Origin of the sequence: Barnesiella sp. An22 (genome assembly GCF_002159975.1) — a bacterium.
GTDB lineage: Bacteria > Bacteroidota > Bacteroidia > Bacteroidales > Barnesiellaceae > Barnesiella > Barnesiella merdigallinarum.
In genome coordinates, this window is sequence record NZ_NFJR01000002.1 from 215,259 (window position 1) to 230,925 (window position 15,667).

The window sequence follows — 15,667 nt, forward strand, 5'->3', positions numbered from 1 at the left end:
GTCAGTTTAGTTTGAAATAATAATATTTATAATTGAAATTTACTTGGTTCACATATACTTGCAGCGTGGTGTAGGGGCGGTTGCGATACCCCTCGATGTTGAACGACGAGTAGAGGTTGCTCCAGTGTCCCTCGGGGTCGTCGTTGCGGCTGTGGCGCAGCTCCACCTTGAGGGTATCGCCCTCGAGGGTCGATTCGTCGGCTACGAGCATGATGCTGTGCGGCTGGCTGTGGTAGTCGATACGGTAGCGCAGGTTGAGGAAATCGCCCGTTTTCCAGATGCTTTGCAGGTAGAGGGTATCGTCGGGCAACTCGGTCATCCGCTCGTGCGAGACCAGCCGCAGGGTATCGAAGTGGATGGCCGAGAGGGCCTGCACCTCTATCCGTTTGCGGGTCGTGCTCAACTCCTCGACGGGGCGGTATTGCAGCAGCACGCGCACCCCTTCGGCCGTGCGGCTCTCGTCTACCGCGCCGATGGGGCAGAGGGTATCCATCGGGGACGAGTCGGTGGCCTGGCAGGTGAAGTAGGTCCCTTCGTTGCCCCGGTGGCAAGTGACGATGTCGGCATAGAAGATGCCGTAGAGATCCTCCTCCTTCTCGCAGGCCGTCAACAGCAGCAACGGCACGGCGAGCAGCCACCAGCGACGGGCGACGTGTCGTTTCATACCTCGGCCTCCTCCTTCCCGGCCGGTTCCACGATAGAGCCGTCTTTCATAAAGAGGATGCGGTCGGTCATTTGGGCCAGTGTCTCGTCGTGGGTGACGATGACGAAGGTCTGCTTGAACTCGTCGCGCAGGTCGAAGAAGAGCTTGTGCAGCTCGATTTTGTTTTTCGAGTCGAGGCTGCCCGAGGGTTCGTCGGCCAGAATTACCGAGGGACGGTTGATGAGGGCCCGGGCCACGGCCACCCGCTGCTTCTCGCCGCCCGAGAGTTGGGCCGGTTTGTGTGCCAGCCGGTCGCCCAGACTCAGAAAGTCGAGTATCCGCTTGGCCTCCCGCTCCGCCTCCGAGCTGTTGCGTCCGCCGATGAGGGCGGGTATCATCACATTTTCGAGGGCCGAGAACTCGGGCAACAGTTGGTGAAACTGGAAGACAAACCCGATGTGTCCGTTCCGGAATCGGGCCATCTCGCGGTCGGGCAGGTTGTCTACCCGCTTGCCGTCGTAGCGTATCTCGCCGCAATCGGGCTTGTCGAGGGTACCGACAATTTGCAGCAGCGTGGTCTTGCCGGCGCCGCTCGCTCCTACGATGGCAACAATTTCGCCCTGCTCGATGGTGGCGTCGATTCCCTTCAGCACCTCGAGCGAGCCGTAGCTCTTGTGTATGTTTTTAATCTCTATCATGATTCCGTAAGTTTTCGTATCACGTAGCTGGCCAGATGGCAGCCAAACAGGGCCGGCAGATACGACAGGGTGCCCACGGTCGACTTCTTGTTGCGCTCGCCCTCTACGGCTATGACGGCGTGCGGGTCGGCCTGTTCGGTCGAGAATACCGTTTTCAGTCCCTTGGTGATGCCTGCCTTGCGCAGCCGCAGCCTTACGGCCCGGGCCAGTCCACAGTGATAGGTGTCGGCGATGTCGGCCAGGCGAATGGCCGACGGGTCTTTGCGGCCACCTGCACCCATCGACGAGACGATGCGCACCTTGTGACGCAGGCAATAGGTGATGAGGGCAATCTTGGGCGCCAGGGTGTCGATGGCATCGACTACGAAATCGACCGGTTCCCGCTCGAGCAGGGCCGGGATGTCGTCGGCTTCGAGGAATCGCTGTTCGGCGGTGAGCTGCAACTCGGGGTTGATGTCGAGCAGACGCTCGGCCATCACCTCGGTTTTGGGTCGCCCCAGCGTGCTGTGCAGCGCTACGAGCTGGCGGTTCAGGTTGCTCTCGGCCACCGTGTCGCCGTCGACGATGGTCATGCGGCCTACGCCGGCCCGGGCAATCATCTCGGCTGCATAGGCACCCACGCCTCCAACACCCACCACCATCACATGGGCGCGTTGCAATCGCTCCATGGCGGCATCGCCCATCAGCAGGCGGGTTCGCGACAGCCACTCTTCGTTCATCGTATCTTCTCTTTTTGTATTTTATCAATTTACGAAGATACTCTTTTTTTGGAGAAAATCGGAATCCCCGTCCGTAAAATGAATGTTCGCGGCTTCATTTTCCCGACGGAATTGCTTGAATGTGAGCGGAGATACCGTTTCGTAGAATTTGTTTCGTCGTCCATTTATGCTATCTTTGCTTGTGAAAGTCCCCGCCTCGACGGTTGGGTCGCTTACCCGATTTGCCGGACGGAGGGGACGAGCATAACCCTTAAAACCGAAAGAACGATATGGATATTGTATGGATTGTTTTGGGAGTCTTGTGCCTGCTCGTGGGGCTGGCCGGCTGTTTTCTTCCCGCACTGCCCGGGCCGCCGCTGGCCTATGTGGGTATGTTGTTGCTGCACATTACCGAGCGGGTGCAGTTTACTGTCACGCAACTGGTTGTGTGGGCCATTCTGGTCATTGTGGTGCAGGTGCTCGACTACTTCACCCCGCTCATCGGCACCAAATACGGGGGTGGCAGCAAGTGGGGCAATCGCGGCTGCATAGCCGGCACGGTGATAGGCATGTTTTTCTTCCCGCCGTGGGGTATCATTCTGGGCCCTCTGGTGGGGGCTATCGCAGGCGAACTGTTGGGTGGCAAGCTCACGCACGAAGCCCTCAGGGCAGGGCTGGGAGCCTTTGTGGGTTTCCTGCTGGGTGTAGTGATTAAGGTATCGCTCTGCGGCTACTTCATCTATGAGTTTGTAGCGGCACTCGTGTGAGAGCCGTTACCGGGCCGGCAAGAGGAATCCGTATTGAATCAGATGTATTTAAAAAGCAACCGAGGCTGCTCCGTGTGGAGTAGCCTCGGTTTTTATTGGAGTTAATCGATTTTCGATTAGAGTTTCGGGCCGGCAGCAACCAGAGCCTTACCAGCGGCGTTGCCTTCGAACTTAGCGAAGTTCTTGATGAAGCGGCCTGCCAGGTCTTTGGCTTTTTCATCCCACTCGGCAGCGTTGGCATAAGTGTCGCGCGGGTCGAGGATGTTCTTGTCAACACCCGGCAATTCGGTAGGAACAACGAAGTCGAAGTAGGGGATAACTTTCGTCGGAGCCTTGTCGATAGAACCGTCGAGGATGGCGTCGATGATACCACGAGTATCGCGGATCGAGATACGTTTGCCTGTACCGTTCCAACCCGTATTTACGAGGTAAGCCTTGGCACCGACCATTTCCATTTTCTTAACCAGCTCTTCGGCATATTTGGTAGGATGCAGCGAAAGGAAGGCAGCACCGAAGCAAGCCGAGAAAGTAGGAGTCGGCTCGGTGATACCACGCTCGGTACCGGCCAATTTGGCGGTGAAGCCCGAGAGGAAGTAGTATTTCGTTTGCTCGGCGTTCAGGATAGAAACGGGAGGCAATACACCGAATGCGTCGGCCGACAGGAAGATAACCTGTTTGGCGTGCGGGCCTTTCGATACCGGTTTAACGATGTTGTTGATGTGGTAGATAGGATACGATACACGGGTATTCTCCGTTACGCTCTTGTCGGCGAAGTCGATCTTACCGTTGGCGTCAACCGTTACGTTCTCGAGGAGGGCGTCACGTTTGATGGCGTTGTAGATATCGGGCTCGCTCTCTTTGTCGAGGTTGATAACCTTGGCATAGCAACCACCTTCGTAGTTGAATACACCGTCGTTGTCCCATCCGTGTTCGTCATCACCGATGAGCAGACGTTTCGGGTCGGTCGACAGCGTGGTTTTACCCGTACCGGAGAGACCGAAGAAGATAGCGGTGCTCTTGCCCTCTTTGTCGGTGTTGGCCGAGCAGTGCATCGAAGCCATGCCTCTCAGGGGGTTCAGGTAGTTCATGATCGAGAAGATACCTTTCTTCATCTCACCACCGTACCAGGTGTTCAAGATTACTTGCTCGTTGGTCTTCAAGTTGAATACCGTAGCGGTTTCGGAGTTCAAGCCCAGTTCTTTGTAGTTGTCAACTTTGGCTTTGGCAGCGTTGAACGATACGAAATCGGGTTCGCCGTAGTTGGCCAGTTCCTCTTCGGTAGGACGGATGAACATGTTCTTAACGAAGTGAGCTTGCCATGCAACCTCCATGATGAAACGTACTTTCAGACGAGTAGCGGGGTTGGCACCGCAGAACGTATCCATCACGAACAGTCTCTTGCCCGAGAGTTCTTTTACGGCTTTGGCTTTCAAATCGGCCCAAGCAGCTTCGGAGCAAGGTTTGTTGTCGTTTTTATATTCGTCGCTGGTCCACCAGAGGGTGTCCTTGCTGGCTTCATTCATTACAAAGAATTTATCTTTGGGAGAACGACCGGTATAGATACCCGTCATTACATTCACAGCACCAAGTTCAGTTACCTGACCTTTTTCGTAGCCTTCCAAGCCTGCTTTGGTCTCTTCCTCAAACAGCACTTCGTAAGAAGGATTGTGTAAAATCTCTTTTACATCTTTAATACCATACTTGCTTAAATCTAATGTTGCCATTGTTCTTGAATTTAATGGTTTATAAAATGTTTATTTGTATTCTTAGTCCATGAAAACCGACTGCAAAATTAAAAACAAATTCTACAAGTAGCGATGTAATTAAAGAAAATTTTCGCTAATTGTTTGTATTTATTACAAATATACCCCGAATCGCTATGCCGGCATAGCAAAAAGGCGCTTTTTTTAGGGCAAACAGGAGAAAAAACAATTTATAATTTTCTAAAACAAAATTTATACGTACTTTTGCTCTTCGGCAAAAAACAGAAAAGTATGGAAGTTATCAATTTTGCCGAGAAAAACTCGGTAGTAAACCGGTTCATGGCCGAATTACGGGATGTGAACATTCAGAATGACCGGATACGGTTTCGTCGGAATCTCGAGCGCATTGGCGAAATCATGGCTTACGAAATAAGCCATCGCCTCCATTACTCCGAAAAAGAGGTAACCACCCCGCTGGGAACCGCACGGGTCAATCTGCCCGACGATACGGTGGTGCTGGCTACGATCTTGAGAGCCGGTCTCCCGTTCCACCAGGGATTCCTCAGTTGTCTCGACGATGCCGAAAATGCTTTTGTATCGGCGTATCGTAAATACAAGGACAAACTCAATTTCGACATCTTCATCGAGTATATTGCCTCTCCTCGTCTCGATGGCAAGGTACTCGTCATCACCGACCCCATGCTGGCTACCGGTGGTTCCATGGAGTTGTCGTACAAGGCATTGCTTACCAAAGGTACCCCCAAGAGCGTGCATGTGGCTTCGGTCATTGCCAGTCGGCAGGCCATCGATTATGTGAAACAACATTTCCCCGACGACACGACCTTGTGGGTGGGAGCCATAGACGACCAGCTCGACGACCACTCCTACATAGTGCCGGGGCTGGGCGATGCGGGCGACCTTGCCTACGGAATCAAGGAGTAGAAGCGGAGGCAAGCGCATAGGAATAAATTGCTGAAATTATAAACATCATGTCAATCACAATTAAGGAAATTGCCGGGAATCGTGCTCTAAAGAATTTTGTCAAGTTCTCGATCGATTTGTATGAGGGCAACGAGTATTATGTGCCCTCACTGGTCCTGGACGAGGTGGGCACGTTGAGTGCAAAAAGCAATCCGGCATTCGACTTTTGCGAATCGGTCTATTACATGGCTTATCGCGACGGTAAGCCCGTGGGACGTATAGCCGGTATCATCAATCGCAAAGTCAACGAAAAGACCGGCGAGAAGGCAGCTCGGTTCGGTTTTGTCGATTTTATCGACGACCGCGAGGTGAGCAAGGCGCTCTTCGACGCCGTGGAGAATTGGGCCCGTTCCAAGGGAATGAACGAAATTCACGGTCCCCTCGGGTTTACCGATATGGACCCCGAAGGGCTGCTGGTCGAGGGATATGACCAGCTGGGTACCATGGCTTCGATTTACAACTATCCCTACTATGTCGACCACATCGAGGGTATGGGATATGAGAAGGCCGTCGACTGGGTCGAGTATAAAATCAAGGTGCCCGAGAGTGTGCCCGAGAAGCACCAACGCATCAGCGACATCGTGCAGCGCAAGTACAATCTGCGTATCCTCAAGTTCAAAAAGGTGTCGGAGATTCATAAGGGAAAATATGGACAGAAGATTTTCGACCTTATCAACGATGCCTATGCCGAACTCTACGGTTATTCGGCACTCTCGCAACGGCAGATCGATTACTACGTCAACATGTATATCCCGGTGTTGCGCCTTGAGAATGTGACGCTTATTGTCGATGAGCACGACGATCTCGTGGCCGTGGGTATTGCTATGCCGTCGTTGTCGAAAGCATTGCAGAAATCGAGAGGCCGCCTCTTCCCCTTCGGGTTTGTCCCTTTGCTCAAGGCTTTGAAAGGAAAGAACGATGTCGTAGACCTGTTGTTGGTGGCCGTGCGCCCCGACTATCAGAGCAAAGGGGTCAATGCGCTCCTCTTCTCCGACCTCATTCCCGTCTTTATCCGCAACGGCTACAAATATGCCGAGAGCAATCCCGAACTCGAAGAGAACGAGAAGGTGCAGTCGCAGTGGCAATACTTCGAACGCCATCAGCACAAACGCCGTCGGGCCTACACGAAGAAAATCTGAACGATTGTTCCATCCAATAACACCGCCGGCAGAAAGAGTGTGCTCTCTTTCTGCCGGCGGTGTGTTATGCGAGAGTGAGTAGTCGTTTATCTCGGTTATGAGTAGTCCTCTTCCTGGTGAGGTTCTACCCGTATGATCCGTTCGAGCTGCTTACCTCGGTTGGCTATAATCAGGGGTACGTGCTCCACGACAACTGTCGACGTGTCCAACCCCAATGAACTCGGCTCGTTGATACCGATTCGTCGAATGACCGAGAAGAGGCTCATCAGCAAATTCTGCTTACGGTCGCTTGAGTCCTCGGGATAGTAGATGTGGTGGATAATGATAAACCGGAAATCACCCGGTATGCCATTTTTGCGCAGAGAGGGGAAGGTGCTGGTCAATTCCATTTCACCCTCGGCCACCAGATCTTCCACGATTTGTCTCAGATAGAGGCTTACACGGGGCTCAATGCGGAACCCGATGCGAATCGTTATGCCGAAAAGTGTCCCTTTTATGAGTGGTGTAAAACTGTATTCGAGCGTGTCGGGCGTATCGACAAACTCCAGGTTGAGCAGCCAGTAATGGTCGGCGCGCTTAGGTTGCTTGTTGATAATCGAGTAGAGTATTTTGTCGTCGACATTGCCCTCGCTGTGTGCGTGGTTCACATAAACCAGGTTGGAGGCATACTTGGGTATGCTCTCGTCGGCCTTGATGTCTGAAATGATTTTGTAGTAGTCGCTCAACCGTTTGGTTGACAGGTTCTTGCGCCGGATTCTTTGTGCTCCTATCCACACAAACATGATGAAGCAAAGCACACCGCCGATGAGCAAGGTGAACCAACCGCCGGCGACAAACTTCGAGAGGTTGGCCAGGAGGAATATCCCCTCGATTACGCCATAAACGCCTAAAAACAGATAGACTACCCAACGGGGAGTCCCGTGCATGCTCAGGTAGAAGCCCAATAACAGAGTGGTCATGAGCATGGTGATTGTAATCGCCAGGCCGTAGGCCGCTTCCATGTACGAGGAGTCGCGGAACAGGAACACCGTGATTACTACACCTATGTACATGAACAGGTTGATGGTGGGTATATACAGTTGTCCCTTGATGTGGGTGGGATGCTTGATGCGCATACGGGGCCAGAATTTCAGGTTCATGGCTTCGCTCAGTATCGAGAAGGAACCGCTGATAAGGGCCTGGCTGGCCACGATTGCCGCTCCCGTAGCCATGAAAATGGCAAGCAGCAGCATGCCGTTGGGCACGATGGCATAAAACGGATTGCACTCTTGCATCGCCTCGTCGAGATGGGTCAGCACCCATGCGCCTTGCCCCAGATAGTTGAGGATAAGCATCGCCTTCACGAAAATCCAGCTGACGGTAATGTTGCCCCGGCCGCAGTGTCCCAAATCGGAATAAAGAGCTTCGGCTCCCGTAGTACAGAGGAATACGGCTCCCAGAATCAAGAACCAACTGGGCGACTCGGTCAGCAACCAAATGGCGTAATAGGGATTGAAAGCCTTGAATACCTGGGGATAAGAGATGAGCCCGACGATGCCCAATCCCCCCAACAGCAAGAACCAAAGAAACATGAAGGTCCCGAATGAACGGCCTATGTATTCGGTTCCGAACTGCTGGACAAAGAAGATAATGGTGATAATGACGATTATTACGGGAATCACCGGCAAGTCGGGACTGATGCCTTCCAGACCTTCGATGGCTGTTGTCACGGTGATGGCGGGGGTAATGATACCGTCGGCCAACAAGGTACTTGCCCCGATGATGGCAATGGCATAAATCCACTTTCGCCGATGTTTGCGCAAAAGGGCATAAAGAGCCAGAATACCGCCCTCGCCGTTGTTGTCGGCTCGGAGAGCGATGAGCACATATTTTATGGTCGTTTGTAGGGTGAGTGTCCAGATAATGCACGACAAGGCACCCAGTATGTAATTTTCGTTAAGGATTTCACCCGTGTGTATAATGGCCTTCATCACATAGAGCGGAGAGGTCCCGATGTCGCCGAATACGATACCCAATGAGATGAAGAAACCGGCAAGCCCAATCCTTCCTATGCTTGTTGAGCTTTCTTGTGATAGTTTGGTCATGAAATATTGTTTTTTGTGCTCTTGTGTGTGGAGCGGATTTTCTTTTTATAGGTCGCAAATATAAATCAAATTTATGACAGCATACCGCCTTCCCTGTTTTTTTTCCCACGGGGGCTACCTGGCTATCGTTGCTTATCGGGGGAGTATCCGATAGGGGGTGAGGGGATTGGTGTGGAGGAAATTGAATTTTTTGCCTTCGGGCATAAGGGTTCGAAGGTGTTTTTGTGTCATAAAAATAGTATTTGAAACTTTAATATAATATCCATATGAAAAACCTTTTGTACTTCAAGAAGAAAGCGGGGATTCTGCTCCTCTCTTTGTGTGCCGCTGTTGGCTTGTGCGCACAAAATCAGATTGTTGTCTTGGAGGCCGAGAATGCCGACTCGGTTCATGCTCCGGCTAAAGTCAAGTCGGTCGATGGCTTCTCGGGCGGCAAATATGTCGGAGGCAACGATCCCGGCAGCTACCTTTTCTTTCACGATGTCGAGATGGATGAGGCCGGGACCTACGAGTTCAAAACCTATTTCAACTGCAACGGCACGCGCCGCTTCACCGTCAAGGTAAACAACTACCCCGAGGTAGAGTGTTCGGTAAAGGGTACGGCCAAATGGGATACGCCGCCGGCCGAGACCACGAGCGTGCTCGTCTATATGGCTGCCGGCAAGAACAACATCAAGATTACACCCTATCCCACGACGTCGGGTGGTCCCAACCTCGACAAGTTCGAGATTCTCGAAACGACCGAAACTCCGCTGCCCGTACCTCACGAGGGTTTCCCTATCGTGCTGGAGGCCGAGTATGCCCACCTGTCGGGAACCCTCAAGGTGAAGACGCTCGAAGGCATGTCGAACGACCGTTACGTGGGCGACTTCAACAAGGATACCAACTCGGCTCTGCAGTTTACCTGCATCGATATTCCCGAAGAGGGTCCCTACGAATTGAAGATATTCACCAACGACCCGATGGGTCGTCCGCTCGACATACAGACCAACAACTATGCCAAAATCTACATCAACGTGAACAAATCGCAAGGCGGCTGGGACCAGCTGCCCACAGCCGAAACTTCGGTACTTGTCTGGCTCGACAAGGGGCTCAACACCATCTCGTTTACCGAGTCGTGCCGCAACAGTGGACCCAATATCGACAAGATAGAGATTCACGAGACCGACGAACCGATGGAGCGTCCCGACATCGAGAAGCCCTATCCCGAGTCGTGCAAGGAGATTGACGAGTATAAGATTTCGTTCATGGGCTCGTCGGTATGCTACGGTACCGGTGCTACCAACAACTATGGCTATGCCTACATGTATGCCGACCTGTTGGAACAACGGGCACAACAGGGTATCGGTCGGGATTGGATTTCGTCCAACATTTCGATAGGCGGCAACACGACCCAGATGGTGCTCGACCGTTGGGAGCGCGATTTGCTGCGCGACTGCGGCCGCTACGTCTTCTACGGCCTCTCGCTCGGTAACGAGCGCAACGACGGTACACCTACCCAACAGGCGGCCATCAACTACGAGAAGGGTATGAAGCAGCTCATCCATCAGGCCGATTCGGTAGGCATCGTTCCCGTCATGGCCAACAACTATGCCAATGCCGGTTTCAATGCCGACGACTACGAGATTTTGAAAAACCTCAACCTCACCATCCAGCAATGGACGGTTCCCTCGGTCAACATGCTGGGTGCTGTCGACGACGGTTCGGGCCGCTGGGTCAAAGCCATCGAGAGCGATGGCGCTCACCCCAACTCCGACGGTCACCGCGAGTTCTCCTACGCCATCGTACCTTCGCTCTTCGATGCCCTCGATGCCGGCAAGGAGGCCCCGGAGCGCCAGGAGAGCACGGCCTTTGAACTGGGTACGGCTACCTCTACACAGCATATCGAATTCATGCCCGAGAATATTGTTCACCCCTTTACTCTCTCGTTCGAGGTGAATGCCGCTTCGGCCGGTACACTGGCCTCGTTCGAGAATGAAAGCGGTATGGGTCGCCTCGTCGTCGACGAGAGCGGCAACCTGGTCTATCGCTCGCCGCTGGGTGGGGAGATTGTTTCGACCGTAGCCTTCACGGCCGGTAGCTGGCACACCGTTTCGCTCACCCACTACTATGCTTGGGGTATGACCCAGCTCTATGTCGACGGTGTCCATGCCGGACAGTTGGCCGAGAAGCTCGTGGTGAAACGCTTTGCCTTGGGTGGAAGTGCAGCCCCCGCAGAGGCTCAGTACCGTCAGCTCTTCTTCTGGCGCTCGGGTATGAATGCCGAGGAGCTGGCCGCCGTAGCCGAAGGCAAGATGTTGCGCTCGAGCCTCGAGATTTATGCTCCGTTGAGCGCCGAGGTACCTCTGCTCAACCTGGCCCAGAGCACCAACACTCTTTCGCTGGTCGACAACAGCACGTCGGGCATTGCCTCGGTCAAGGTCGACAACCTGTTGTTTTCGCCCAATCCGGTCAGGCAGGGCAGCCGGGTCAACGCCGGTTGCACCGGTCGGTTCGACATCTATTCGGTGAACGGTATGCTGGTCGATAGCCAGTCGTTGCGGGCCGAGGGCGATACCCTCTCGACCGATACTCTTACGGCCGGTACCTATCTGGTACTCCTCGAAGGTACGGCTCAAAAGGGTCTGCTCATTATCTATTAAGCATTTTATCGCGTAGTAACTATCTTTTCCCTTCAGGGGGCAAGGCTCGTCGGGTCGACCATCCGCGAGTTATCGCCCCCTTTTCTATTTTAATTTTTTTCAACAAACATACCGTTCGAATCATAAAAAAGAGTTAATTTTGCCGCTGTTTTTCAAACCGGCGCGAATGCCGGTTCGCTTGAGTCGCACTTTTGCCGGGCTTGCCGGTGTTGCTATCGAGTGACCTCTGTTGAGAAAAAGAGGATAATAACAGGTATTATATATAGGTAAAGAAAGATGAAAAGCAGATTGGATTTTCACCCGAAGTTCGTGGCTTCGTTGGCCAGCTATTCCAAAGAGAGATTTCTGAAAGACCTCATGGCCGGTATCATCGTGGGCATCGTGGCACTGCCATTGGCCATCGCTTTTGGTATCGCCTCGGGGGTGTCGCCCGAAAAGGGTCTTATTACAGCCATCATCGGTGGCTTCCTGGTTTCGTTTCTGGGCGGTAACAGTGTGCAGATAGGCGGACCTACCGGCGCCTTTATCGTCATTGTCTACGGCATCATACAGACCTACGGTCTCGAGGGGTTGGCCATCGCTACCTTCATGGCGGGCTTGATTCTGGTGCTCATGGGCTGCTTCCGGTTGGGAACCATCATCAAGTTCATACCTTATCCCATTGTGGTGGGATTCACCAGCGGTATCGCCCTCACCATCTTTGCCACACAGATAAAGGACCTGCTGGGGCTCACGATGGAGAGTGTGCCGGCCGACTTCATATCGAAGTGGATTGCCTACTTCCAGCACATCGATACCACCAACTTCTGGTCGCTGGGCATCGGGGTGCTCAGTATCCTCATCATCGCCTATACGCCGCGTATCTCCAACAAGATACCGGGTTCGCTCATGGCCATTATCCTGATGACGGTACTGGTCTATATCCTCCGTAATGTCTGGGGCATTGAGGGTATCGAGACGATTGGCGACCGCTTCAACATCAGCAGCGAAGTGCCCGAGCCGCAGTCGCTCAATATCAACATGGATACCATCAACCAACTCCTTTCTCCGGCCTTCACCATCGCCGTGCTGGGGGCTATCGAGTCGTTGCTCTCGGCTACCGTGGCCGACGGTGTGACCGGCGACAAGACCAACTCGAACACCGAGCTGATAGCCCAGGGGGCTGCCAATATCGTGGTGCCCTTCTTCGGCGGTATCCCCGTGACCGGTGCCATTGCCCGCACCATGACCAACATCAACAACGGCGGCCGTACCCCGGTAGCCGGCATGATACACGCCGTGGTGTTGCTGCTGATATTCCTCTTCCTCATGCCGCTTATCCGGCTGGTGCCCATGTCGTGCCTGGCCGGTGTGCTGATTGTGGTTTCGTATAACATGAGCGGCTGGCGCACGGTGCGCTCGCTGCTGAAGAACCCCAAGTCGGACGTATCGGTGCTCATCATCACCTTCCTGCTCACCGTCATCTTCAACCTGACGATTGCCATCGAGATAGGTCTGTTGCTGGCCGTAGTGCTCTTCCTGCGCCGGATGACCGAGACGACCAAAATCTCGGTATTCCACGACGAGCTCGACATTGCCCACGGCACCGAGTCGAATCAGCACGAGGTGCTGAAGGTGGCCCCGGGGGTAGAGGTGTACGAAATCGAAGGCCCCTTCTTCTTCGGTATCGCCACCAAGTTCGACGAGCTGATGCGCAGCATGGCCGACCGTCCGCTGGTGCGCATCATCCGCATGCGCAAGGTGCCCTTCATCGACTCCACGGCCCTGCACAACCTCGAGATTCTGATTACCTCGTCGCAGAAGGAGAAGATACATGTGATTCTCTCGGGTGTCAATCCCCAGGTACACGAGACGCTGAAAAAGGCCAATATCGACCGCCTCATCGGCGACGACCACATCTGCGACCACATCACCAAGGCGGTGGCCAAGGCCAACGAGTTCGTGGCCGAAATGCAGAAATAGGCGCGTGGGGTGGAGCGGCTTCGGTGCCGCGCCTCTCTTCCACGACGATGCTATACAAATAACGCCCGGGGCAACGGCCCCGGGCGTTATTATTTTGTTCGGTCGAGCGTGCGGTTATTTCAGTTTCCACTCCACGCCCTCTTTGGTATCTTTGATTTCGAAACCGATTTCGGTCAACTTGTCGCGGATGTAGTCCGAGGTGCTCCAGTCCTTGCGGGCCTTGGCCTCCTTGCGTACGTCGAGCAGCAGGTCTACGGCTTTGTGGTAGGCCTCGTTGCCTTCGTCCGAAGCCTTGGCCTCTTCGCGGATACCCATGATATCGAAGAGGAAGGTCGAGAAGGTCTCCTTCAGGTGGGCGATGTCGTCGGCCGTCAGTTTGGCCTCGCCGGCCAGCGCCGTGTTGATGATCTTCACCGCTTCGAAGAGGTGCGAGATGACGATAGGCGTGCTCAGGTCGTCGTTCATGGCCTCGTAGCAGTGCTCGCGGATAGCCTTGACATCGACCGTCGAGGTGTCGCTCGGCGTGATTTTGGCCAGGTTGTTCCAACCCTCGAGCATGCGTTGCAGAGCCTTTTCAGAGGCTTGCAGCGCCTCGTTGCTGAAGTCGACGGTGCTGCGGTAGTGGGCCTGCAGGATGAAGAAGCGTATGGTCATGGGCGAGTAGGCCTGTTGCAGTAGCTTGTGGTTGCCGGTGAAGAACTCGTCGAGGGTGATGAAGTTGCCCAGCGACTTGCCCATCTTCTGCCCGTTGATGGTAATCATGTTGTTGTGCATCCAGTAGTGCACCGTTTCGTGACCCTGTGCGGCTACCGATTGGGCAATCTCGCACTCGTGGTGGGGGAAGAGCAGGTCCATGCCGCCGCCGTGGATGTCGAACTCCTCGCCCAGATACTTGGTGCTCATGGTCGAGCACTCGAGGTGCCAGCCGGGGAAGCCGTCGCTCCAGGGCGAAGGCCAGCGCATGATGTGCTCGGGGGCTGCCTTTTTCCAGAGGGCGAAGTCGAAGCTGTTGTGCTTCTCGCTCTGCCCGTCGAGCTCGCGGGTAGTGTTGAGCAGGTCGTCGATGTTGCGGCCCGACAGTTTGCCGTAGTGGTGGTCTTTGTTGTATTTCACCACGTCGAAGTAGACCGAGCCGTTGCTCACGTAGGCGTAGCCGGCCTCGAGAATCTTCTTGATGTATTCGATTTGTTCGATGATGTGTCCCGAGGCATGCGGCTCGATGCTGGGGGGCAGCACGTTGAGGGCCTCCATGGCCTTGTGGTAGCGGTTGAGGTAATATTGTACCACCTCCATCGGCTCGAGCGACTCGAGGCGGGCCTTCTTGGCGATTTTGTCTTCGCCTTCGTCGGCATCGTTTTCGAGGTGACCCACGTCGGTGATGTTGCGCACGTAGCGCACTTTATACCCCAGATGCTTGAGGTAACGGAACAGCACATCGAAGGTAATGGCGGGACGGGCGTGTCCCAAGTGCGCGTCGCCGTAGACGGTGGGACCGCATACATACATGCCCACATAGGGCGGGTTCAGCGGTTTGAACTCCTCCTTTTTACGGTCGAGCGTATTGTAGATGAAAAAGGGTTGTGTCATATCGTGTCTGTTTAGATAGCTTGTTCAGGTTGTTCCCTTAATCGTTGCTGCGGCCGAAGAAGCGGAGCAGATAGAGGAACAGGTTGATAAAGTCGAGGTAGAGCGACAGGGCTCCGATGGTGGCCAGTTTGCCCATTTGCGAGGACTCTACTTCGTAGGCGGCGTTTTTGATTTTCTGCGTATCCCAGGCGGTGAGGCCGATAAAGAGGGCTACCCCCACGAAGCTGATAATCCAGTCGAGGGTGCTGCTGGCTACGAAGATGTTCACTACCGTGGCGATGATGAGGCCGAAGAGGGCCATCACGCAGTAGCTGCCGAATCGGGTCATGTCATTTTTGGTCACCAGGCCGTACACGCTCATGGCACCGAATACACCGGCCGTGATGAAGAAGGTGTAGGCGATGGAGCCCAACTCATACACCACGAATATCGACGAGAATACCACGCCGTTGAGTATGGCATAGAGGTAGAAGAGCAGGGTGGCCGTAGCAGTGCTGAGCTTGTGGAGCATGCCCGAGAGGACGAACACGACAGCCAGCTCGGCAATCATCAGGCCGAAGAAGATGGCCCGGCTGCCCAGAATGGTGGTCAGCAAGGCGGGCGACGAGGCTACGTAGAGTGCCGTGAAGGCAGTCACCACGAGAGCCAGGAACATGCGCACATATACTTTGCGCATCACGGTCGACAGCACCGATGAGGTGGCTGTCGATTTATACGAATCATACGAGTTTTCCATATCTGTCTGGTTTTAAAAGGTTGTTGT

Annotated in this window: 12 protein-coding genes; 5 read left to right on the plus strand and 7 right to left on the minus strand. The window is 54.1% G+C overall.

Annotated features, from left to right (window positions below):
* Window position 1: 1 nt before the first annotated feature.
* Genes B5F38_RS03495 through B5F38_RS03505 form a run of 3 tightly spaced genes read right to left on the minus strand, consistent with a single transcriptional unit; the run spans window position 2 to window position 2,060 of the window.
* On the minus strand, window positions 2–664 hold the full coding sequence (locus tag B5F38_RS03495) for a NigD-like protein (RefSeq protein ID WP_087407941.1): 663 nt from the start codon (window positions 662–664) through the stop codon (window positions 2–4).
* Window positions 661–1,341, minus strand: a complete 681-nt coding sequence (locus tag B5F38_RS03500; protein WP_087407942.1) for an ABC transporter ATP-binding protein — start codon at window positions 1,339–1,341, stop codon at window positions 661–663. The genes B5F38_RS03495 and B5F38_RS03500 overlap by 4 nt, the downstream gene beginning before the upstream one ends.
* Entirely contained in the window at window positions 1,338–2,060 is a 723-nt protein-coding gene (locus tag B5F38_RS03505) for a tRNA threonylcarbamoyladenosine dehydratase (protein WP_087407943.1), read from the minus strand. Before B5F38_RS03505 ends, B5F38_RS03500 begins: the two co-directional genes overlap by 4 nt.
* 269 nt (window positions 2,061–2,329) lie before the next feature.
* On the opposite strand from B5F38_RS03505, the gene B5F38_RS03510 reads away from it, so the two are divergent.
* Window positions 2,330–2,806, plus strand: a complete 477-nt coding sequence (locus B5F38_RS03510) for a DUF456 domain-containing protein (RefSeq protein ID WP_087407944.1) — start codon at window positions 2,330–2,332, stop codon at window positions 2,804–2,806.
* Window positions 2,807–2,922: 116 nt separating this feature from the next.
* Here the strand turns inward: B5F38_RS03510 and pckA are convergent, their stop codons facing one another.
* On the minus strand, window positions 2,923–4,530 hold the full coding sequence (pckA, locus tag B5F38_RS03515; protein ID WP_087407945.1) for a phosphoenolpyruvate carboxykinase (ATP): 1,608 nt from the start codon (window positions 4,528–4,530) through the stop codon (window positions 2,923–2,925).
* A 270-nt stretch (window positions 4,531–4,800) separates the two neighbouring features.
* Between pckA and upp the strand changes: the two genes are divergently transcribed.
* Both upp and B5F38_RS03525 read left to right on the plus strand, forming a co-directional pair.
* Window positions 4,801–5,451: a uracil phosphoribosyltransferase gene (gene upp, locus B5F38_RS03520; protein WP_087408044.1), complete on the plus strand. Its 651-nt coding sequence runs from the start codon at window positions 4,801–4,803 to the stop codon at window positions 5,449–5,451.
* A gap of 47 nt (window positions 5,452–5,498) precedes the next feature.
* On the plus strand, window positions 5,499–6,629 hold the full coding sequence (locus B5F38_RS03525) for an N-acetyltransferase (RefSeq protein WP_087407946.1): 1,131 nt from the start codon (window positions 5,499–5,501) through the stop codon (window positions 6,627–6,629).
* Between the two features lie 95 nt (window positions 6,630–6,724).
* On the opposite strand, the gene B5F38_RS03530 is transcribed toward B5F38_RS03525, so the two are convergent.
* Window positions 6,725–8,713 (minus strand): KUP/HAK/KT family potassium transporter, encoded by a 1,989-nt coding sequence (locus B5F38_RS03530; protein ID WP_087407947.1) that lies wholly within the window; start codon window positions 8,711–8,713, stop codon window positions 6,725–6,727.
* Window positions 8,714–8,979: 266 nt separating this feature from the next.
* Here B5F38_RS03530 and B5F38_RS03535 point away from each other — a divergent pair, with 266 nt between their 5' ends.
* On the plus strand, window positions 8,980–11,355 hold the full coding sequence (locus B5F38_RS03535; RefSeq protein WP_087407948.1) for a GDSL-type esterase/lipase family protein: 2,376 nt from the start codon (window positions 8,980–8,982) through the stop codon (window positions 11,353–11,355).
* A gap of 276 nt (window positions 11,356–11,631) precedes the next feature.
* On the plus strand, window positions 11,632–13,317 hold the full coding sequence (sulP, locus tag B5F38_RS03540; RefSeq protein WP_087407949.1) for a sulfate permease: 1,686 nt from the start codon (window positions 11,632–11,634) through the stop codon (window positions 13,315–13,317).
* A 114-nt stretch (window positions 13,318–13,431) separates the two neighbouring features.
* Here sulP and cysS read toward each other — a convergent pair whose 3' ends face one another.
* Window positions 13,432–14,904: a cysteine--tRNA ligase gene (cysS, locus tag B5F38_RS03545; RefSeq protein ID WP_087407950.1), complete on the minus strand. Its 1,473-nt coding sequence runs from the start codon at window positions 14,902–14,904 to the stop codon at window positions 13,432–13,434.
* 37 nt (window positions 14,905–14,941) lie between these two features.
* Window positions 14,942–15,640 (minus strand): Bax inhibitor-1/YccA family protein, encoded by a 699-nt coding sequence (locus B5F38_RS03550; RefSeq protein WP_087407951.1) that lies wholly within the window; start codon window positions 15,638–15,640, stop codon window positions 14,942–14,944.
* Between the last annotated feature and the right edge of the window lie 27 nt (window positions 15,641–15,667).

Bases quoted from the DNA above. Each gene is read 5' to 3' on its own strand.
- B5F38_RS03535 (WP_087407948.1), top strand. From the start codon at position 8,980: ATGAAAAACCTTTTGTACTTCAAGAAGAAAGCGGGGATTCTGCTCCTC.
- B5F38_RS03550 (WP_087407951.1), bottom strand. From the start codon at position 15,640: ATGGAAAACTCGTATGATTCGTATAAATCGACAGCCACCTCATCGGTG.
- upp (WP_087408044.1), top strand. From the start codon at position 4,801: ATGGAAGTTATCAATTTTGCCGAGAAAAACTCGGTAGTAAACCGGTTC.
- B5F38_RS03530 (WP_087407947.1), bottom strand. From the start codon at position 8,713: ATGACCAAACTATCACAAGAAAGCTCAACAAGCATAGGAAGGATTGGG.
- B5F38_RS03505 (WP_087407943.1), bottom strand. From the start codon at position 2,060: ATGAACGAAGAGTGGCTGTCGCGAACCCGCCTGCTGATGGGCGATGCC.
- B5F38_RS03510 (WP_087407944.1), top strand. From the start codon at position 2,330: ATGGATATTGTATGGATTGTTTTGGGAGTCTTGTGCCTGCTCGTGGGG.
- B5F38_RS03500 (WP_087407942.1), bottom strand. From the start codon at position 1,341: ATGATAGAGATTAAAAACATACACAAGAGCTACGGCTCGCTCGAGGTG.
- B5F38_RS03495 (WP_087407941.1), bottom strand. From the start codon at position 664: ATGAAACGACACGTCGCCCGTCGCTGGTGGCTGCTCGCCGTGCCGTTG.
- cysS (WP_087407950.1), bottom strand. From the start codon at position 14,904: ATGACACAACCCTTTTTCATCTACAATACGCTCGACCGTAAAAAGGAG.
- pckA (WP_087407945.1), bottom strand. From the start codon at position 4,530: ATGGCAACATTAGATTTAAGCAAGTATGGTATTAAAGATGTAAAAGAG.
- B5F38_RS03525 (WP_087407946.1), top strand. From the start codon at position 5,499: ATGTCAATCACAATTAAGGAAATTGCCGGGAATCGTGCTCTAAAGAAT.
- sulP (WP_087407949.1), top strand. From the start codon at position 11,632: ATGAAAAGCAGATTGGATTTTCACCCGAAGTTCGTGGCTTCGTTGGCC.